At 39.6% G+C, this 21,250-nt stretch carries 18 protein-coding genes, 1 riboswitch and 2 other annotated features; of the genes, 8 read left to right on the top strand and 10 right to left on the bottom strand.

From position 1 onward, the window contains the following. Positions 1-66: 66 nt before the first annotated feature. The gene (gene pckA, locus AC1VU3_RS14050) at positions 67-1,653 is read right to left on the bottom strand and encodes a phosphoenolpyruvate carboxykinase (ATP) (RefSeq protein ID WP_480390141.1); all 1,587 of its coding nucleotides are present in this window, start codon (positions 1,651-1,653) and stop codon (positions 67-69) included. Positions 1,654-1,842: 189 nt separating this feature from the next. Beyond that, positions 1,843-1,956: riboswitch (SAM riboswitch) on the top strand. Between the two features lie 192 nt (positions 1,957-2,148). On the opposite strand from pckA, the gene metK reads away from it, so the two are divergent. Continuing rightward, entirely contained in the window at positions 2,149-3,348 is a 1,200-nt protein-coding gene (gene metK, locus AC1VU3_RS14045; RefSeq protein WP_482983826.1) for a methionine adenosyltransferase, read from the top strand. Between the two features lie 163 nt (positions 3,349-3,511). Here metK and AC1VU3_RS14040 read toward each other — a convergent pair whose 3' ends face one another. Further along, on the bottom strand, positions 3,512-4,021 hold the full coding sequence (locus AC1VU3_RS14040) for a gamma carbonic anhydrase (protein WP_482983823.1): 510 nt from the start codon (positions 4,019-4,021) through the stop codon (positions 3,512-3,514). An 81-nt stretch (positions 4,022-4,102) separates the two neighbouring features. Between AC1VU3_RS14040 and AC1VU3_RS14035 the strand changes: the two genes are divergently transcribed. Continuing rightward, entirely contained in the window at positions 4,103-4,894 is a 792-nt protein-coding gene (locus tag AC1VU3_RS14035; RefSeq protein WP_482983822.1) for an alpha/beta hydrolase, read from the top strand. Between the two features lie 108 nt (positions 4,895-5,002). Here the strand turns inward: AC1VU3_RS14035 and AC1VU3_RS14030 are convergent, their stop codons facing one another. From AC1VU3_RS14030 to mnmL, 4 genes are read right to left on the bottom strand one after another with little or no spacing between them, the layout of a single operon-like run. Then, complete coding sequence (locus tag AC1VU3_RS14030) at positions 5,003-5,545, bottom strand: isoprenylcysteine carboxyl methyltransferase family protein (RefSeq protein WP_482983821.1); 543 nt, start codon at positions 5,543-5,545, stop codon at positions 5,003-5,005. A gap of 1 nt (position 5,546) precedes the next feature. Continuing rightward, on the bottom strand, positions 5,547-6,629 hold the full coding sequence (locus AC1VU3_RS14025) for a type III polyketide synthase (RefSeq protein WP_482983820.1): 1,083 nt from the start codon (positions 6,627-6,629) through the stop codon (positions 5,547-5,549). A gap of 47 nt (positions 6,630-6,676) precedes the next feature. Continuing rightward, positions 6,677-7,246, bottom strand: a complete 570-nt coding sequence (gene mnmM / locus AC1VU3_RS14020; protein ID WP_482983819.1) for a tRNA 5-(aminomethyl)-2-thiouridylate-methyltransferase MnmM — start codon at positions 7,244-7,246, stop codon at positions 6,677-6,679. Further along, positions 7,243-8,202: a tRNA modification radical SAM protein MnmL/YtqA gene (gene mnmL / locus AC1VU3_RS14015; protein WP_482983818.1), complete on the bottom strand. Its 960-nt coding sequence runs from the start codon at positions 8,200-8,202 to the stop codon at positions 7,243-7,245. The genes mnmM and mnmL overlap by 4 nt, the downstream gene beginning before the upstream one ends. 120 nt (positions 8,203-8,322) lie before the next feature. On the opposite strand from mnmL, the gene AC1VU3_RS14010 reads away from it, so the two are divergent. Then, positions 8,323-9,492, top strand: coding sequence for an MDR family MFS transporter (locus AC1VU3_RS14010; protein ID WP_482983817.1), 1,170 nt, complete (start codon positions 8,323-8,325; stop codon positions 9,490-9,492). A gap of 144 nt (positions 9,493-9,636) precedes the next feature. On the opposite strand, the gene AC1VU3_RS14005 is transcribed toward AC1VU3_RS14010, so the two are convergent. Further along, complete coding sequence (locus AC1VU3_RS14005; RefSeq protein ID WP_482983816.1) at positions 9,637-10,296, bottom strand: suppressor of fused domain protein; 660 nt, start codon at positions 10,294-10,296, stop codon at positions 9,637-9,639. 274 nt (positions 10,297-10,570) lie between these two features. Here AC1VU3_RS14005 and AC1VU3_RS14000 point away from each other — a divergent pair, with 274 nt between their 5' ends. The 4 genes from AC1VU3_RS14000 to leuS all read left to right on the top strand — a co-directional run bounded on the left by AC1VU3_RS14000 (position 10,571) and on the right by leuS (position 15,573). Next, entirely contained in the window at positions 10,571-10,711 is a 141-nt protein-coding gene (locus AC1VU3_RS14000) for a hypothetical protein (RefSeq protein ID WP_482983815.1), read from the top strand. A gap of 620 nt (positions 10,712-11,331) precedes the next feature. Then, positions 11,332-12,021 (top strand): CoA transferase subunit A, encoded by a 690-nt coding sequence (locus tag AC1VU3_RS13995; RefSeq protein WP_480390133.1) that lies wholly within the window; start codon positions 11,332-11,334, stop codon positions 12,019-12,021. Positions 12,022-12,033: 12 nt separating this feature from the next. After that, complete coding sequence (locus AC1VU3_RS13990; RefSeq protein ID WP_480390132.1) at positions 12,034-12,687, top strand: 3-oxoacid CoA-transferase subunit B; 654 nt, start codon at positions 12,034-12,036, stop codon at positions 12,685-12,687. A gap of 177 nt (positions 12,688-12,864) precedes the next feature. Continuing rightward, positions 12,865-13,079 (top strand) — a binding site (T-box leader). Between the two features lie 82 nt (positions 13,080-13,161). Then, positions 13,162-15,573 (top strand): leucine--tRNA ligase, encoded by a 2,412-nt coding sequence (leuS, locus tag AC1VU3_RS13985; protein WP_482983814.1) that lies wholly within the window; start codon positions 13,162-13,164, stop codon positions 15,571-15,573. Positions 15,574-16,014: 441 nt separating this feature from the next. On the opposite strand, the gene AC1VU3_RS13980 is transcribed toward leuS, so the two are convergent. The 3 genes from AC1VU3_RS13980 to AC1VU3_RS13970 all read right to left on the bottom strand — a co-directional run bounded on the left by AC1VU3_RS13980 (position 16,015) and on the right by AC1VU3_RS13970 (position 19,526). Continuing rightward, a complete protein-coding gene (locus AC1VU3_RS13980) occupies positions 16,015-16,587 on the bottom strand; it encodes an anthranilate synthase component II (protein WP_482983813.1) in 573 nt (190 codons plus the stop codon). After that, entirely contained in the window at positions 16,584-17,972 is a 1,389-nt protein-coding gene (trpE, locus tag AC1VU3_RS13975) for an anthranilate synthase component I (RefSeq protein ID WP_482983812.1), read from the bottom strand. The genes AC1VU3_RS13980 and trpE overlap by 4 nt, the downstream gene beginning before the upstream one ends. 50 nt (positions 17,973-18,022) lie before the next feature. After that, positions 18,023-18,243 (bottom strand) — a binding site (T-box leader). Positions 18,244-18,266: 23 nt separating this feature from the next. After that, positions 18,267-19,526, bottom strand: coding sequence for a BaiN/RdsA family NAD(P)/FAD-dependent oxidoreductase (locus AC1VU3_RS13970; RefSeq protein WP_482983811.1), 1,260 nt, complete (start codon positions 19,524-19,526; stop codon positions 18,267-18,269). A gap of 105 nt (positions 19,527-19,631) precedes the next feature. On the opposite strand from AC1VU3_RS13970, the gene AC1VU3_RS13965 reads away from it, so the two are divergent. After that, complete coding sequence (locus AC1VU3_RS13965; protein WP_482983810.1) at positions 19,632-21,248, top strand: putative polysaccharide biosynthesis protein; 1,617 nt, start codon at positions 19,632-19,634, stop codon at positions 21,246-21,248. Positions 21,249-21,250: the final 2 nt, after the last annotated feature.

Below are 21,250 nucleotides of genomic sequence, written 5' to 3'. Positions count from 1 at the left end.
AGACTGAAGGAGAACGATGTTACTCGTCTCACTTCAGTCCTATTTATCCCGCATTAAGGGACTTTATTATGCGATTGGTCCGCCCTTTAAAGAAATGACCTCTGATACTGTACCAAATTTTTTAAAGTTGTCACGGAATGCTTGAGCGAGCTCTGCTGCTTTCTTATCGTAAGCTGCTTGATCCTCCCATGCATTACGTGGAACTAGCACTTCAGTTGGAACTCCTTCTACTTGAGTTGGAATTGCCAATCCGAAAACATCATCTTGAACAGTTTCTACGTCATTTAATTTTCCTTCAATTGCAGCACGCACCATTGTACGTGTGTATGATAGCTTCATACGGCTTCCTACGCCGTATTCTCCACCAGTCCAGCCGGTATTTACTAGGAAAACCTGTGCTCCATGCTCATCAATTTTCTTTCCAAGCATTTCAGCATATACAGTAGCATGCAATGGTAAGAAAGGTGAGCCGAAGCAAGTAGAGAATGCAGGCTGTGGAGAAGTGATTCCTCGTTCTGTACCAGCAAGTTTAGAAGTAAAGCCGCTTAAGAAGTGATACATTGCTTGTTCTTTCGTTAATTTACTGATTGGAGGTAACACTCCGAATGCATCAGCCGTTAAGAAAATAATTGTATTTGGATGACCCGCAACAGAAGGGTCTACTATATTATCAATATATTGAATAGGGTATGCTGCTCTCGTATTCTCAGTAAGTGAGTTATCTGCGTAATCAGCTACACGCGTATTCGCATCAACTACTACATTCTCTAAAACAGTACCAAATTTAATAGCATCATAGATTTGTGGCTCATTTTCACGAGTTAAATCGATACATTTTGCATAGCAGCCACCTTCGATGTTGAATACACCTTTATCAGACCAACCATGTTCATCATCACCGATTAATTTACGTCCAGCATCAGCTGATAACGTTGTTTTTCCTGTACCAGATAAACCGAAGAATAGGGTAACATCTCCTTGTTCACCAACATTTGCTGAACAATGCATTGGTAAAATGTTTTCTTCCGGCAATAAATAGTTCATAATAGAGAATATAGATTTTTTAATTTCACCAGCGTATTCTGTACCGCCGATCAGAACTACTCTCTTTTCCATGGAAACAATGATAAAAGTTTCGGAGTTCGTTCCATCTAAAGCTGGGTCAGCCTTAAAGTTAGGCGCGCTGATTACAGTAAAATCAGCTTTATGTGTAGAAAGCTCTTCGGAAGTAGGGCGGATGAATAACTGATGAGCAAACAAATTATGCCAAGCAAATTCGTTTATGACTTGGATGCTCAAGCGCGATTCAGGATCTGCACCAGCGAATCCATTAAATACGAAAAGTTCTTCTTGTTCTTTTAAATATTTCACTACTTTTATATATAAAGCTTCAAATTTTTCTGCGGAAATCGGTTGGTTCACAGGACCCCAATCAATTTTTGCTCTAGAGATAGGTTCATCCACGATATATTTATCTTGCGGAGAGCGACCAGTATATTTTCCGGTTTCTGCTTTTACAGCCCCGGTGGAAGTAAGTACTGCTTCTCCTCGAGCTGTTGCTTTTTCAACAAGCTCTGGCACTGATAATTGAAGGCAAATATTATTCCCGGATAACAATTGGGTCAGTTCACTCATAGTATCAATTGAATTCATGTGATATTACCATCCTTTTTTATATTTTCCCTCTACAGGTGGAGGTGGTTATCTGATATGTGAATTAGTATAACACATTTGACTATATAATCTATACTAATTAGCATAAAATTTTTAAACTGTGAAATTTTGGACAAAAATTATTGACTTCTATTTTATGTTTACGTATGATGATAAATTGAACGGATACTCTTATTCCGAGTCGGTGGAGGGATGTCAGGCCCTGTGAAACCCGGCAACCTGTAATACTATTATTACAAAGGTGCCCAACCTGAGACAAGGTATAGCCTTGATTGATAAGAGTGAAAGGTGTTTATGATATGAATCCCTTTCCTCATTGTTTATTTGAACATGAGTGAAAGGTTTTTTTATTTACATCGCCCTAAATCCTTGTGTGCCAAGTCCGAAACGGCTTCAAGTTTAATATAGGCTTGACATGGGAATGAGTACCGTATCAATTCCTGAGAGAAATCTCGCAGGATATAGGAGGAAAGCATTTTGACACAACGTCGATTATTTACATCGGAATCAGTAACAGAAGGGCATCCAGATAAGATTTGTGATCAAATCTCTGATGCTATTCTAGATGCAATTTTAGCAGAGGACCCTAATGCTCGTGTAGCTTGTGAAACTACCGTGACAACAGGACTTGTTTTAGTTGCAGGTGAAATTACCACATCTACGTACGTAGATATCCCTAAAGTAGTACGCACAACTATCAAAGAAATTGGATACACAAGAGCTAAATATGGTTTTGACTCTGAAACCTCTGCAGTGTTAACTGCGATTGATGAGCAATCTCCAGATATTGCTGCTGGTGTAGACCGAGCACTTGAGGCAAGAGAAGGCTCAATGTCTGATTCAGATATTGATGCGATTGGAGCAGGTGACCAAGGTCTTATGTTCGGTTATGCTTGTAACGAGACACCGGAGCTTATGCCATTACCAATCAGCTTAGCTCACAAGCTATCTCGACGATTAGCGGATGTTCGTAAAGATGAAACGTTACCTTATTTACGTCCAGACGGAAAAACACAAGTAACAGTAGAATACGATGAAAATAACAATCCAGTACACATAGATACAATTGTTATTTCTACACAGCACCATCCAGAAGTGACGTTGGAGCAAATCCAACAAGACCTGAAGGAGGTTGTAATCAAACCAATCGTCCCTGCTGAATTAATAAGCGATAAAACAAAGTACTTTATTAACCCGACTGGTCGATTTGTAATCGGTGGTCCTCAAGGGGATGCAGGATTAACAGGACGTAAAATTATTGTAGACACTTATGGTGGTTATGCACGTCATGGCGGTGGAGCATTCTCAGGTAAGGATCCAACAAAAGTAGACCGTTCTGCTGCTTATGCTGCACGCTACGTGGCAAAAAATATAGTTGCCGCTGGACTTGCAGATCGCTGTGAAGTTCAATTGGCTTATGCTATTGGTGTAGCTCAGCCAGTATCTATCTCTGTAGATACATTTGGTACTGGTAAGATAATGGAAGCAGAGCTAGTAACATACATCCGTGAATTATTTGATCTTCGCCCAGCTGGTATTATTAAAATGCTTGATTTACGTCGCCCAATCTATAAGCCTACAGCAGCTTATGGACACTTTGGCCGTACAGACATCGATGCTCCTTGGGAGAAAACAGATAAAGCAGATGAGCTAAAGCAAAAGGCAGGAATTTAAAGAGAAAGAGACTTTCGTAACAGAAAGTCTCTTTTTTATTTAAGGAAAACTCATCATAATAGACAAAATGATAAATGTATATTTTTAGATTAGATATAGTGTATATACGTAAAGAATGCCTGTCCAATTACCACGCCATGTTTTCGCCTCTCTTATAGAAAGCTTATAAGAGTGATTTATAATATTTTCCTTTTTCTACGTATTCATTTATGATTCGATCCATATCTTTTTTGTCCTCATCATTTAATTCTCTTACGACTCTTGCTGGGTTACCTAAAGCTAATGTATTTGGCGGTATTTTCTTGCCTGGAGGAACTAAACTTCCCGCGCCAATAAAAGCACCTTCTCCAATTTCAGCTCGGTCAAGAATGATAGAGCCCATTCCTATTAAAGCTCTTTTTCGAATAGTACACCCATGTAATGTCGCCTGATGGCCGATGGTCGCTTCATCTTCAATAACTAAAGGATTATTTGGGCTTTGATGGAGACAGCTCAAATCTTGGATACTCACTCGGCTACCAATAATTGTTGGAGCGACATCTCCACGAATTACTGAACCAAACCAAATAGAAGTGTCAGGACCTATCGTCACATCCCCTGTAATCGTTACATAATCAGCGATATAGGCGCTCTGGTCTATTTTTGGTTCCTTACCTTTAAATGGATAAATCATTTTTTACTCGCTCCTTTGTATTTTAGAATATAATTAATGGTATCAAACTAATAATTTTTCAACAATAATGAGGTGGTTGTCATGTGGAAATGGGAAGCAGAAGAAAAACCGAAAGCTGTCGTTGTGATTGTTCATAGCGCATATGAGCACCATAGAAGGTATGCATGGTTAATCGAAAAGCTAAGAAGCTCCAACTGCCATATTGTGATGGGGGACTTACCAGGACACGGAGAGCTCGTAAAGCCAGATGCTGTTCACGAGGAATCCTTTGATGAGTATTATGATTATATAAAAAAAGCACTGAAAGTTGCTTTAGAATATGATTTGCCTATATTTTTGTTAGGACATGGTCTTGGAGCCACATTAATAATGAAGGTTTTCAATAAGCTTGAAATAGAATGTGCTGGAGTTATCCTAACCTCTCCATGGTTAGAACTGAAAAAAACTCCACCAAAATGGACAAATGCATTGGCAAAGCTTTCTGTACAGCAAAAGATACATCATGATATTCATCTGAAGGAGCTTACAAGGAATTATGAGGTTTTTAGACTCCTGCAGGACGACCATGTCTATCGTTCTGTTATTACAAATGATTGGTATCGAGAGCTTCATTTGTTAATGAAAAGTATTCAGCATTCGACCGAATCGATTAAAAACATACCGATATTAATCATGACTGCTGAAAGAGATAAGATTATAGAAACGGCTCCTGTAAAAAGCTGGCTTAAGAAACAGGAACTTTCTGAATTTCAATGGAAGGAATGGAAGAACTGTTATCATGATCTGTACTTAGAACCAGAACAAGAAGAAATATTCGCTTATAGCCATTCCTTTATCGATAATGTACTCCGTTCTATTGGTTATATTGTCTAACTTGGTTCTATCAAACATACAACTAGTAAGCTAGTATTGCTCCAAAATAAAATCCTTGAGACTAGAGCGTCACAAGGAATCTGTCTAAAGTAGAAGAGGGTCTGCTCTTTAAGGAGTAGGAACCCTCTTTTTCATTGTTTCGTTATAATCGGTTGCTTCCATTAATGCTTTTTCCTCCGTAGGAATACGGACAGAAAGCATGGCAAAGTTTAAAAGAGTAAATAGTATCGCTGTAAAATATGCTTGAAACATTAATGGCAATAAAAGAATTTCGGCACATACTACTACATAATTCGGATGGCGAATAAGGGAGTAGGGCCCCTTGGCTACTACCTTTGCTCCAGGCAAGATGATAATCTTTGTATTCCAAAATTGCCCTAGAGACATCAGACACCAAACTCTCATGCCTTGCACCAAAACAAATAGGCCAAATAGATATGGGAAAATAGGGGATAAGCCTCGTTCCACCAACAGAACCTCTAGTAGGAGAGAAAGGAAAAAACTCACGTGCAGGGCTATCATGATAGGATAATGAGAGGCACCCACTTCATAAGCTCCTTTTGCTAGCATCCTTTTCTCATTCCTTTTTGCAATCACTACCTCAATAAGTCTTTGGAGAATTACGAATGAGAGAATGATAGTAAATATCATGCTAGTCCCTCCATTTCAATAGAACTGCTTCCCCGCAAAAACCAGGACCTAGTGCCACTAGTAATCCTTGTTCTTCTGCAGGAATATCCTGCAACATGAACTGTTCTAAAACATACAGCACAGTAGGAGAAGACATATTTCCATGTTTTTTTAAAACCTCTCTAGAGACAGATGTCTGATTCGTGTGTAAGTGAAGTGTATCCTCGTATGCTTGAAGAACTTTCTTACCGCCTGGATGGGCAACGAAATGTTTAATCTGCTCACTAGATAACTGTTCTTCAGAAAGGAATTCACTCATAAAAGGGCCTAGCCATTTTGAAATAATGGAAGGAATACTTTTAGCAAAAACAACATGTAATCCACTATTTTTCACTTCCCAGCCCATCACGTCCTCGGAATCTGGCATCCATTTGGACGCAGTGTTCACAATTGAAGGTACAGGCTTCTTGAGTTTCACATCTGCTTCATCTCCGCAAACAAGGACACATGCTGCACCATCAGAAAATAGCGAAGCGCCAACGAGGTTACTTTTAGAATAATCATTTGGTTGGAAGGTGAGGCTGCAAAGCTCTATGCAGACTACCAAAACCTTAGATGTTGGATGTACCTTACAAAAATCGAAGGCTCTGCTTATTCCTGCAGCCCCGCCTGCACAGCCAAGTCCCCAGATGGGAATTCTTCTAACGCGGTCTGAAAAAGGAAGTACATTCATTACGCGAGCATCGATACTTGGTGTAGAAATCCCTGTACTGCTAACAAATATGATGGCATCTATATCTGTTGTAGCGATTGGATCTTGTAAAAAAGTATTATTTTGTAGGCAGCTACTGATAACCTCACTGCTGTATCTAGTTGCAAGCTTTACATACTCGGCATTTCTTTCCTCAAATGAATGCTCTTCTTTATGCCAGTCAAGTGGTACGCAGAAATTTCTTGTTTCTATTTCGCCATTTTTAAATACTCTTAATAATCTATCAAGCTGAGGAACCTTCTCCGAAAAAAGCTCTTTTGTTAATTCCTCAATATTTTCCTGCTTTAAAGTATAGGGGGGATTATATGTACTAACAGAAGCAATTTTGGGCATGGTATTCTCCTTTTATGTTAGTTTCCCCGCTCTAATTCCAAATATGCTTATTTAGCTTTCATTTTTTCAAGGGCTATAATGAAAGGAGGGTCATTTGCTTGATTTAAAAACTGGTAGCATAACACATGGACATAAGATTGGGGTAGTTTCTGAACAAAAGATAATAATTCCTCTTTTTCCTCTTTACCACCTTCATGTCCATGATAAACTACTAGGACAATTAAACCGCCAACCTTTAGTAAATCTAAAATCGTAGATATTGCCTCAATAGTAGAAGAACCCTTCGTTATGATTTCATGATTACTTCCTGGTAGATAACCTAAGTTAAAAATCGCTCCTGCAACTTCCTTCTGTACATAATTCCCCACTTTTTCATGCCCGTCTTGTATAAGTGTGACACGTGAAGCTAGATTAGCTTGAGCAATCCTTTCGGCAGTGGCCTGGATAGCCTGTGCTTGGATATCAAAGGCAAAAACTTGTCCAATATCTCCGACAAGTTCTGCTAAGAATAAGGTATCGTGCCCATTTCCTGCTGTTCCATCGATGGCTATATCTCCCGCAGAGATGGTAGTGCTTAATAATTCTTTTGCAAAGGGTAAAATTCTTTTTAGCTTCATGTTGTGGCACCATTCTTCTTATAGTATTTTCCTTGATAACTGTCTCTTCGTTTAAGCTCCGCATCAATTCCATTTAATACTTCCCATTTGTATACACTCCACATTGGTCCGATCATCTGATCGATTGGTCCGTCTCCTGTTATACGCTGAACAACCATAGTTGGAGGGATAACCTCTAGCTGGTCGGCAACGAGCTGAATGTAAGCATCTTTCTCTAAAAATTCAAGCATCCCTTTTTCATATTGTTTCACCATCGGAGTTCCTTTTAATAAATGAAGTAGATGGATTTTGATCCCTTGCACATCTAACTTTGCAACCTCTCTAGCTGTTTCCATCATCATTTCTCTATCCTCCATAGGAAGTCCATTTATGATATGGGTGCAGATAGAGATATTGTGCTTGCGTAATTTATCAACGCCTTCTTTATAGGTTTGATAATCGTGTGCTCGGTTTACTAGTGCAGCTGTCTTTTCGTGAACAGTTTGTAAGCCTAGCTCAATCCAAAGGAAGGTTCTTTTATTTAACTCAGCTAAGTATTCCACCACGTCATCCGGTAAACAGTCAGGTCTAGTCGCTATGGATAATCCGACAACTCCATCCAAAGCTAATGCAGCTTCAAACTTTTCTTTTAGGACAGGCAGAGGTGCATGCGTATTTGTGTATGCCTGGAAGTATGCAATGTATTTTCCGTTCTTCCATTTTTCATGCATTTTTTCTTTGATTTTTTCAAATTGAACTGGAATAGGATCTACACGATCACCGGCAAAATCACCGCTTCCTGCTACACTGCAAAATGTACATCCGCCATATGCCGCCGTGCCATCTCTATTTGGACAATCAAAACCGGCATCAAGGGCCACTTTAAATACTTTCATTTGAAATTGGTCTCGTAAATAACGGTTCCATGTATAATATCTTTTTCCGTCTGAGGGAAAAGGGAATAAATTATTTGTCATCTTCTTTCACTCCTAACAAGCCTATTTTACCATGGAAATCGGCATTTTAGATTTCCATATTGATGTGCCTGTAAAAAAGGAATACAATAGCTTGAGCATCATTAGAAAAGAGGGAAATAGATGCCAAAAGTAGTCTGGCTTTTAATTATAGGGATGTTCATCAATACTACTGGTAATTCTTTTTTATGGCCTTTACATACTATTTATATGCATGATTATTTAGGGCAGAGTTTAACTACCGCAGGCTTTGTGTTAATGCTTAACGCGGGAACCGGGGTTATTGGAAACCTGATTGGTGGTTTTTTATTCGACAGAATTGGTGGTTTTCGAGCGATTATAACCGGAATTGTTTTGTCTGTGCTCGCTCTCATCGCTCTAACATTCTGGAATGGTTGGCCAGAGTATATTTGGCTTATTGCTATTCTTGGCTTTAGTGGTGGACTTATATTCCCGAGTATGTATGCCATGGTAGGGAGTATATGGCCGGAAGGAGGAAGAAGAGCATTCAATGCCATTTATCTAGCGCAAAATGTGGGAGTAGCAATTGGCCCTGCTTTAGCTGGTGTAGTTGCTGCAAATAATATAAAGCATATCTTTCCAGCTAACTTGCTTTTCTACGTGCTATTTTTTATTATTGCTTTTCGGTATTATCGAAAAATTTCGGTGCCAGATTCTAAATCTACAACCATGCTTCCTGAAGAAAATAGTGTGAATCTAAAAGCACCGTTATATGCAATGGCTATCTTGACGTTTGGTTATATGCTGACATGGCTGGTATACGTTCAATGGACCTCTACTATTTCCACTCATATTACTGATTTGGGAATCTCCTTAAATGAGTATAGTTTGCTATGGACAGTGAACGGGGCTTTAATTATTCTTCTTCAGCCTGTGATTAAGCCTATTATTAGCAGAATGGAAGGACAGTTAAAATCTCAAATGGTACTAGGCCTGATTATTTATATGGGTTCCTTTATCGTTGTGGCTTATGCAGATAGCTATAATATGTTTGTTGCGGCAATGGTCATCCTTACAGTAGGAGAATTATTTATCTGGCCAGCAGTTCCAACTATAGCTAGTCAATTGGCTCCAAAAGGGAAGGAAGGCTTTTATCAAGGGATTGTGAATAGTATGGCTACAGTAGGAAGAATGATTGGACCAATGGTAGGTGGTGTGTTGGTAGAAGCCTACGGTACGCAGGCTATGATCCTTATCCTAACAAGCCTTGTTCTTATTTCTATTGCTACAAGCCTTTTATATGATTTACCTCTTAAGAAACGTGCTGAGTAGCGTGACTGGTTCAGATATCGAAAGCATTGATAAATATAGAAATAATAAAAAGCACTGGGAAAGCGGTGCTTTTTATATGTATTTGATTTTTGCGGATTGGGATACTTAGTAAAAAAATGATGTTACTAAACTAATGGGACTTCTTTATAAATAAGAGTTTTTCCTAAACATATCCGTGACCAGATGCGGATTGTCTATTTGCATATTTTCAATAAGTTTTAGAGCCTTAGTACTATCTTCTTTAAGCACCTCTAATTCTCTTTGTGTAATACCAACCAATTGCAAAAAATCTGCTTTTCCGTGTACAGTGTCTATGCTCTTGGCCTCGGTATCGTTCATTATAAGTAGAGCTGTTATTGCCGATTCAACTCCAGGATATAGGGAGCTTCCATTTCCTGCAATGAACTGCATTGGTTCGAAAAACCTCTCTTGTGTATATGTATATCGGGCGAGATTCGCTAGAAGATCTAGCACCCATAAACAATCATCATTAGATTGTTCTTTTATTTTAATTGTTAATTCAAAACCCCAACCGCTCCATTCACCTCCAAATGATTCCTCATTTACATAAAGTTCGCTGAAACCATATGTTAATATGTGTTTATAACCATTTGGGGATTGATAGATGCTATAGCCATCTAGATATTGGTCACCACCCAAAATAGCACGTTCATGTAGAGGTGTTCCATAATGTAAAGGTTCTTGATTCGGATAGAGCTCATCAAACACCTCATCAATAGCCTCCCACCCTGGAGCCCAATCTTCCTGGGTTGCCGCCTGTTCTTTATATTGTTTTAAATCCATCTAAGTATATACCTTCTTTCGCAACTCTTTATTATCCGATTCAGACATTCCTTTACCTTCAAGAAATAACAGAATTATATTAATTATACTTCATATTCTTCCTAGATTCTTCCGCAAGTTTGTTAGCATTCTGAAATTCCGATTAAGCTAGAGTATATTTTTTAGAGGGAACATTTATATGGAGCAGAATACAAAGTTTTAGAAGTGGTAATTGTCCTAGTAAAAAAATTGGTAATATAAGGATAAAAGGGGTCAAAATGATCGGAGAGACAGAATGACAAAGAAAAAGAAGCAGGATGGATTTTTTAAAGATGTGTTTGAAGAGATTGCTGGCACGTTCATTGTCGAGGTACTTTGGAATATCATCATCTTTATCCCTAGAATAATTATTCGTGCGATTTCAAAAATATGGTGAGTGTATGCTGGAAGGAAAAGAGCTGAGAACTAAAATTCTCAGCTCTTTTTTCATGCTACTTATCACTTTCAATTAACCAGCCAAACCTTGGATTAAGCAAAAGTGAAAAGCATGTTTCCAACGTTCTTCCAATACTTGCGGTTTTGTGATTGATACATGCGGTTGGCAGGTGGTTACTTGCGGAAACTGGGTACTTACTTGCTCTCATTCTAATGTTACTTGCAAATCCAAGTGAAATACTTGCGAAAGTCAATACTCTACTGTCAGGGAGGTACGCTGTCTGTTTACATGCCTCCAACTAGACAGTTTCTTAGGTAATGGCCCTTTTTTGCGGGCGAAAAGGGGGTTGCATTTCCAACGTTCTTCCAGTACATGCGGTTTTAGGATTGATATGTGCGGTTGTCGGGTGGTTAGTTGCGGAAGCAGGTTGTTTACTTGCGGTAGTTCCAAGGTTACTTGCGAATCCAAGGGGAATATTTGCGAAAGTCAATCCAATCTGACGCTCTTCGTTTATTTGCTTATGTATTTTATTTCCAGATTTATTGTTATTTGCGTAATTGTGGGATTTTTGAGAATATATAATAGAGTAATATATTTATTTTACGAAGGGGGACTGTACGATGAAACCTATTTATTCATCAGCTCGCGAGGCTGTCGAAGGTATTCAAGATGGTATGACGTTAATGGTAGGAGGCTTTGGATTAGTAGGTATTCCTGAGCAGCTTATTTTAGCGTTAGTGGAGAAGGGTGTAAAAGATTTAACGGTAATTTCGAATAACTGTGGAGTAGACGATTGGGGTCTAGGATTGCTCCTTAAAAATAAGCAAATAAAAAAGATGATAGGCTCTTATGTTGGGGAAAATAAAGAGTTTGAGCGCCAAGTTATTTCCGGGGAAATTGAAGTTGAGCTTACTCCTCAAGGTACCCTAGCTGAGAAGATTCGTGCGGGTGGAGCAGGAATTCCAGCATTTTTTACGCCTGCAGGAGTGGGAACTGTTGTAGCTGAAGGAAAGGAAATCCGTCAGTATGATGGGAAAGAGTATGTGCTAGAGGAAGCACTAAAGGCTGACTACGCATTAATTCGAGCTGCGAAAGCAGATAAATTCGGGAATTTAATCTATAACAAAACTGCACAGAACTTTAATCCGATGATGGCTGCAGCTGGGAAAATAACCATTGCAGAAGTGGAAGAAATTGTGGAAACAGGAGATTTAGATCCTGCACACATACATACACCAAGTATTTACGTACAAGGTTTGCTACAAGCAAAACAGGAAAAAAGAATCGAGCGTCTAACAACACGTTCTTAAGGGGAGATTCTAATGAATACACGTGAAAAGATAGCAAGAAGAGCAGAAAAGGAAATTGAACACGGCAACTATGTAAATTTAGGAATCGGTATTCCGACATTAGTTGCGAATTTTATTTCTCCAGATAAAACTGTAGTACTTCAATCCGAAAATGGTCTATTGGGGATTGGACCATATCCAACAGAAAATGAAGTGGACCCTGATTTAATCAATGCTGGGAAGGAAACAGTTACAACAATTCCTGGATCATCCTTTTTCTCTAGCGCTGAATCGTTTGCGATGATCCGTGGAGGACACGTGGACGTTGCAATTTTAGGTGCCATGGAGGTTTCCGAAACAGGAGATTTAGCTAACTGGATGATTCCAGGAAAAATGATTAAGGGAATGGGAGGCGCGATGGATTTAGTGCATGGTGCCAAAAAAATCATTGTCATTATGGACCATTGTGCGAAGGATGGCTCTCCTAAAATTAAAAAAGAATGCTCTTTGCCTTTAACAGGTAAAGGAGTAGTGAATAAGATTATTACAGAACGGGCAATGATAGAAGTGACAGAGGCTGGTTTGGAATTGAAGGAAGTATTTGAAGGCTATTCTATTCAGGATATTGTCGACGCTACTGAAGCAGAGCTAATCGTAAAAGATGTAAAGGAAAATGTAGCTATCTAAAACTTTTAAATAGTTCACCGTTTTCCGTCTTGCAGCTCAAGGTCAAAAGTTTGCCAGCGGTAGCTGGGGAACTCACTTGCTGAACTCCATTTGGGTGTCGGAGTTTCCATCTTGCACTTTTCTTTTATGGGCTATCTTGTATTTTCCATCAATATCGATTACAATAAATCACAATAATATGTGACTGAGAGAAGGAATAGTAAATAATACTCGTTTCTTTAGAGAGCTGACGGATGGTGCAAGTCAGTGGAGCGGATTATTGAACTCGCCTTGGAGTCTGTGTGGGTGAACTTATAGTAGCCTATACCGTTTTCCGCGTTAAGGAAACAAGTTGAGTGAAGCATATTCACTAATTTGGGTGGTACCGCGTGAGTATATCTCTCGTCCCTTAGTTTTAAGGGGCGAGTTTTTTTATTTTCACGTATAACGAAGTGGCTCGACGAAAATGTGGGCTTAATTCAAGGAGGAAGACTTATGAGCTTTAATCATGAAGCAATCGAAAAAAAGTGGCAACAGTATTGGAAGGATAACAAAACCTATAAAATGACAGACGATCCTTCTAAACCAAAATTTTATGCGTTAGATATGTTCCCGTATCCATCAGGAGTTGGTTTACACGTTGGGCATCCACTTGGATATATCGCGACTGATATTCTAAGTGCATACAAAAGAAAGCAAGGCTATAATGTGCTTCATCCAATGGGCTGGGATGCGTTTGGTCTTCCGGCAGAACAGTATGCGATTGATACAGGAAATGACCCTGCTGAGTTTACAGCGAAAAATATCGCTACCTTTAAGCGCCAAATGACGGACTTAGGATTTTCTTATGACTGGGACAGAGAAGTAAATACAACAGACCCATCCTATTACAAATGGACACAATGGATTTTCATCCAGCTTTACAAAAAAGGATTGGCTTATGTAGACGAAGTGCCAGTAAACTGGTGTCCTGCATTAGGAACAGTGCTTGCAAACGAAGAGGTAATCGATGGAGTTTCTGAGCGAGGTGGTCACCCAGTAGAACGTCGTCCGATGAGACAATGGGTACTTCGTATTACTGCTTATGCAGATAGATTATTAGAGGATTTAGATGACCTTGATTGGCCAGAAAGTCTGAAAGAAATGCAACGAAATTGGATTGGACGTTCAGAGGGTGCAGAAATCACGTTTGAAGTAGCTGATACAAATGAAAGCTTTGTAGCATTTACAACTCGTCCAGACACAATTTTCGGTGCCACATATGCAGTGCTTGCTCCTGAGCATAAACTAGTGGACGTTATTACAACGCCAGAGCAAATGGAAGCTGTTCAAGCATATAAGGACCAAGTGAAAATGAAGAGCGATTTAGAAAGAACAGACCTTGCGAAGCATAAGACAGGTGTGTTTACAGGGGCTTATGCAGTGAATCCAGTGAGTGGAGAGAAAATGCCTATCTGGATTGCTGACTATGTGTTAGCTTCTTATGGAACTGGCGCTATTATGGCTGTTCCTGCTCACGATGAGCGTGACTATGAATTTGCGAAGCAATTTGGTCTACCGATTGTAGAGGTAGTTTCTGGCGGAAACGTAGAAGAGGCTGCTTATACAGAGGATGGAACGCTTGTAAATTCTGATTTCCTAAATGGTTTAAATAAGGAAGAAGCTATTGCGAAAGCGATTGAATGGTTCGAGGCAAATGGTAAGGGTGAGAAGAAGGTTACGTATCGTCTACGTGACTGGTTGTTCAGCCGTCAACGTTATTGGGGAGAGCCTATTCCAATTATTCATTGGGAGGATGGTACTTCAACAGCAATCGATGAATCAGAATTACCATTAATGCTACCTGTTACAAATGATATTAAACCTAGTGGTACAGGAGAATCTCCACTTGCAAACATTACGGAATGGGTAAATGTAGTAGATCCTGTTACAGGGAAAAAAGGACGTCGTGAAACGAATACAATGCCACAGTGGGCTGGAAGCTGCTGGTACTACCTACGCTATATCGATCCACACAATGACGAAAAGCTGGTAGATCCTGAATTAGCAGAACGCTGGTTACCGGTAGATTTATATGTTGGTGGAGCAGAGCATGCTGTACTTCACTTGCTATATGCTCGTTTCTGGCATAAGTTCCTTTATGATATCGGAGTTGTGAAAACGAAGGAGCCATTCCAAAAGCTATTTAACCAAGGAATGATTCTTGGGGAAAACAACGAGAAAATGTCCAAGTCTAAAGGGAATGTAGTAAACCCTGATGATATTGTGAAGAGCCACGGTGCAGATTCCCTACGCTTATATGAAATGTTCATGGGACCACTTGATTCTTCTAAGCCTTGGTCTACTAACGGCTTAGACGGAGCACGTCGTTTCTTAGATCGTATTTGGCGTTTATTTGTAAACGAGGATGGAACACTAAGCGCGAAGGTAACAGATTCTTCCTCAGAGAATATGGAGAAGGCATATCACCAAACAGTCAAGAAGGTAACAGAAGACTATGAGGCAATGCACTATAACACAGCCATTTCTCAAATGATGGTATTCATCAATGAAGGATATAAAGCAGAAAAAATCTCTAAGGAGTTTGTAGAAGGCTTTGTGATTCTTATTTCTCCTATCGTTCCTCACCTTGCAGAAGAGCTTTGGAGCATTTTAGGACACGAAGAATCTATCTCTTATGTGGCATGGCCAACATATGATGAGTCTAAGTTAGTGGACAATGAAGTAGAGATTCCTGTTCAAATTAAAGGGAAAGTTCGTGCGAAGTTAGTGGTTGCGAAGGACGCTTCCAAAGAAGAGCTAGAGAAATTGGCTTTGGAATCTGAACAGGTTCAGCAATGGATTGATGGGCAAGAAGTGAAGAAAATTATCGCAATACCAGGGAAACTGGTTAATATCGTAATCTAAATTTATAATCGACGGTGAGAAAATACTTTATTTTCTCACCGTCTTTTTTATTCTATAGGTCAACGCAAGATTGGATTGCTAAATCGCAAGATACTCCCACTAAATCGCAAGATCAAGCCGCATAACCGTAAGATACAGGAAGATAATCACAAGATACTAAGAAGCCGCTTCGTTGAACGCAAGATTGGATTGCCAAATCGCAAGATACTCCCACTTAATCGCAAGATCAAGCCGCATAACCGCAAGATACAAGAAGAGAGCCACAAGATACTAAGAAGCCGCTTCGTTAATCGCAAAATTGGATTGGTAAATCGCAAGATACCCCCACTTAATCGCAAGATAAAAGCAGATAATCACAAGATACTAAGAAGCCACTTAATGTAGGATCCAATATTAAGGAGAGCACCTTTCTGAATACCCTCCAATCCTTCTTCAATAGAACTAGATCATTTGCTTGCTTCTAGCTATCTCCTCAAGCAAGCTCTTCACCAGTTGATCCCCGTTATCTGTACCAATGGACTCTGGGTGAAATTGAAGTCCGTATATCGGGTACTTTTCATGCTTTATTGCCATTATTTCATCATCATCTACTGCTTTCGCAAGAATCTTGAATTCTTTCGGTAATGAAGCTTCCTCGATAATAAGCGAGTGGTAGCGCATTACTTGAAGTGAATGGAGGAGATGGTCTCCATATAAGGATGACTGTTTTCCATGCTTGATGGACTTAGATTTAATAATATTTGCTCCAAAGGCTGCTCCTATTGCTTGATGTCCAAGGCAGATACCGATGATCGGAAGGCTTTTATGAAGTCTCTCGATTAGTTCAATGCATATGCCAGCCTCATATGGATTACCTGGCCCGGGAGAGAGTACAATGACCTCTGGCGAAAGACTTTTAACTTCTTCTATTGTCACCGCATCATTGCGCAGTACCGTTACCTCTTTTCCAAGACTGCTGATTTGCTGGTAGAGATTGTAGGTGAAGGAATCATAATTATCAATTAAGAGAATCATTGAAATACCTCCAATAATGCTTTTGCTTTGTGAAGGGTTTCATAGTACTCACTCTCTGGGTCAGAGTCATAGACGATACCGGCGCCGGCCTGGACATGTGCCATGTTGTCCTTCACAATCATTGTACGAATAGCCAATGCCATATCCATATCACCTGATGAAGAGATATAGCCTACCGCTCCAGCGTAGACTCCACGTTTTATTGTTTCGAGCTGGTTAATAATCTGCATAGCACGTATTTTGGGAGCTCCTGACACGGTTCCAGCTGGCAAGCAGGACGTTAATACATCTAGGGGATGACTCTCCTGTTTTAGCTTGCCTGATACCTCTGAAACAATATGCATTACGTGCTTATAGCGTTCGATTTTCATATATTTCTCTACCTGAACAGAGCCTATTTCAGAGATTTTTCCAATATCGTTCCTGCCTAAATCTACTAGCATTCGATGTTCTGCTACTTCTTTCTCGTCCGCTAAAAGCTCCTCGGCTATTCTTTGATCTTCTACAGGTGTTTTTCCACGTGGCTTCGTTCCGGCGATAGGGTTCGTGATAACACGATTATCCTTTACCTTTACTAAGCTTTCTGGAGAAGTCCCTAAAATAATGTAGTCCTCAAAGTCCATATAAAACATATATGGAGAGGGATTCGCGGTCCTCAGCTGCCTATATAAGCAAAAGGAGTCTCCGGTAAACGGAGAGCTAAATCGTTGGGAGAGAACGCCTTGAAAAATGTCTCCACGGCAAATATGTTCCTTTACAGTGTCAACCATGTGGAGAAACTGGCTTTTCTGCATCTGCGGTTGAAAATGTAGAGATGGTCTTTCATTTTCCAAGAACGATTCGGCTGATTGAAGCTGTTGAATAATTTCCTCCACAGATGCATTCATTTCTTCAAAATCTCTGCCGTCTTGAAATAGGTCAATTGCGGCAATTGTTATCGTTAACGTTAGATGGTCAAAAATGATGAATGTATCATAAAACAAGACATGGATATCTGGCATCTGGAGTGGATCTGCTAGTTGTTCTCCAATATCCTCATGATAAAAGGCATATTCATAGCCGAAATAGCCGATTGCTCCTCCGAAAAAGGGGAAGGGATACTTCTCTGGATGAATTGGTATGACTCTTTTTAATTCTTCTACGATCGATTCTGGATGATGGGAAGTGTGACCATCTTGGTCGACTAGTGAGAAGCCGTCTTCTGTCCCGATGATTTCTCTTATAGGATTTAATGCAATAAACGAATACTGGCCACTTTCCTCATGCTTCGCATGGGATTCAAATAACACCTTCTTTTTTCCCTTTACCTTTAAATAAAGGGAAACTGGAGTATCAGCATCCCCTTGTATTTCTCTACTTACAAAATTCCTCGTCTCTACTAACATGTCTCATCTCTCCTCGTCTCAGCTAAATAAATACAAAAAGGCCCCCTGTCAAAAAGGACGGGGAGCCGTGGTGCCACCTTTATTGATTACATTTGTAATCCACTCATTTGCGATTGTTCGCTTATCTTTAACGCAGACCTACGCTAAGGCATACTGATTTTCCGCCCGAGAACTCAGAAGTCCATTCAGCAAATGCTCTGTACTGACTTACACCATCCATCAGCTCTCTAAGACATTGCAAAAGCCTACTACTCTTCGTCATTGTTATTACCAAACATTCTACCTTAAATAGTTTCAACATTCAATCAATTTAGCGGCACTCATTCCTGCAATTTTTCCAGTTACTAAAGCAGAAGTGATGTTATAGCCACCAGTATAGCCATGTATATCAAGGATTTCGCCACAGAAGTAGAGGCCCTTCTTTTTCTTTGAAGCCATTGTCTTAGGCTCAATTTCTTTTACAGAAACTCCTCCGCCTGTCACAAACGCTTTTTCAAGAGGCTGTGTACCGTTTACCTGCACTTTAAATTGTTTCAGAAGATTTGCTAATACTCGAAGCTTTTCATGAGAAAGATTTTGACTATCTTCGTTTTCTGGGATACTTGCTTTTTCTAATAAAAAGAGAAGCCATCTTTCTGGCACGATACCTTTCCAAACATTTTTCACTGCCTTTTTAGGCTCTTCCTTCATTGCTTTTAATAGTGTTTGAAAGGTTTCCTCCTCATTTAAATGTGGGAGACTATCAATTCGAACATTCACTGGTGCTCCATTTTTCTTTATTTCCTTCACAACAAATTGACTGCAGCGTAAAATCGCGGGCCCACTTAATCCGAAGTGAGTAAAGAGCATGTCCATTTGATGGGTAATAATTGCTTTTCCTTTTTTATTTAACACGGAAACAGCGACATCTCTTAGGGCAAGGCCTTGCAGCTCTTTGGACTTGATAAAAGGCTCACTGGAAAGGAGGGGAACTTCAGTAGGATAAAGATCTGTTACTGTATGTCCTGCTTTTTCTGCCCAAGGATAGCCATCTCCAGTAGAACCTGTTTGTGGAACAGCTTTTCCGCCAACCGCAACAACGACTGCTTTTGATGTAATTTCTTCTCCTGTACTAAGACGTACTCCTAATATTTTTTCGTCATTCATTAGCAGTTTAGAAACAGGGGAGTTAAGCTTTACTTCTACGTTTAATCTTTTCATCTCGTTTAAAAGCGCATTTACGACATCCATTGCCTTATTGGATACAGGGAACATTCTTCCGTGATCCTCTTCCTTAAGAGGTACTCCTAAATTCTCAAAAAACGCAATAATATCTTCATTATTAAAGACAGAGAAGGGACTAAATAAGAATCGTCCATTCCCAGGGATATTTTTTACGATTTCCTCTTGTGGTAATCTGTTGGTCACATTACAGCGACCTCCACCAGAGATTGCAAGCTTTTTTCCAAGCTTGTTTCCTTTTTCAAGTAATAAAACCTTTTTCTGTTCTGCTCCAGCAGCAGCTGCGGCCATTAGTCCCGAGGGACCCCCGCCAATAATAATAACGTCATACATAGTAATTATTCACACTTTCATTTTTTCTTTATTATACATGATTGTAGTTTTGGATAGACAGTTGTAAACTGTTAGATAGACATTTTATAGGATTGGACGGGTTAGATGGCTTCAAATTTGCTCAAAGGGACGATGATTTTAACCATTGGTCTCTTATTATCAAGAATTCTAGGGGTTTTATATGTTATTCCTTTCTATCAAATCATCGGGGAAGAATATATGGCTCTTTATCAATATGCATATACACCATACTCCATTATGCTGGCAATTGCCGTTTCTGGAGTTCCGGTAGCAGTATCGAAATTTGTTTCCAAATATAATGCATTAGGCGATTATGCTACGGGACGAAAGCTTGTAAAATCGAGCATGGTTCTGATGTCGATTACAGGATTTTTAGGGTTTTTAGCTTTATTTTTCTTAGCTGAGCCAATTGCTCATTTAGTTATCAAGGACGATGAAGCGGACTTTTCAGTTCAGGACGTTGCAAGTGTCATTAAGTTTGTCAGCTTTGCTGTAATCGTAGTGCCTGTCATGAGCTTGGTCAGAGGATTTTTCCAAGGGTATCAGCATATGACACCGACCGCTGTTTCTCAGCTTTGGGAGCAGGTGGTGCGTATCTTATTCGTACTTGCTGGAGGATTCTTCGTTGTTTACGTGTGGAATGCTTCTGAAAAGACGGCAGTTTCTTTCGCAGTATTTGCTGCTTTTCTGGGTGCGATTGCAAGCTTATTGGTTCTAGGCTGGTATTGGAAGAAGTTAAAGCCAGAGTTTGATGATTTAATGAATGAGACAGGGAAAGTTAGCTCTGATATATCATTGAAGAATATTTACAAGGAAATTCTTATTTACACGGTGCCCTTTGCTTTAGTTGGGGTTATTAATCCATTATTCCAGTTTATTGACATGATTACGTTCAACCGAGCGATGAATATAATTGGTGTCACTGGAGATGTTTCCAATACGCTACTCGGTATGTTGAATTTTGGTACGCATAAATTAGTCATGATTCCAGTAATGCTTGCCACTGGCTTTAGCATGACGCTGATTCCCTTGATTACTACATATTATGCGAAAAAGGACTTTGGAGAGGTTCGAAAATCGCTAGACCAATCTTTCCAGATTTTATTATTTTTGACCCTTCCTGCTGCGTTGGGGATATCTGTCCTTGCAAATGAGTTTTACCATGTCTTTTATGAGCAAAGTGCTGCGGGAACGGATATACTAGCACATTATGCTCCAGTTGCTATTCTTTTTGCATTATATCCTGTTACTACTTCCATATTGCAAGGTATAGACCGACAAAAAATTATTATTTTAAACCTGCTTATTGGGATATTCACGAAGCTAATTCTCAATACGCCGCTTATCAAGCTTTTCGAAACAAACGGTGCTATTTTAGCTACGGCTACTGGTTATATGGTTGCAATTGCCTTGAACTTGTTCGCAATCCGTAAGATTTTACAATATAAATCAACGATGGTACTAAGAAGAGTATTACTTATTGGGATAATAAACGTTCTTATGCTGGCTATTGTATATATAGTAAAGCTGGGATTGGTGAACTGGTTTACAATCGATGGAAAAATAGATGCTCTTCTTGTAATCTTTGTTTGTGCTGGAGTAGGAGCGGTATTCTATGGATATGTGACGCTTCGCTTAGGATTGGCACAAAAGTTGTTTGGAGAAAGATTAACAAGATTTACGAAAAAATTTGGTTTTTAGGA

It is taken from the genome of Psychrobacillus sp. Z16_25 (genome assembly GCF_056856695.1).
The sequence above is the reverse complement of the archived record's forward strand: the minus strand, read 5'-3'. Positions and strand labels throughout refer to the sequence as shown.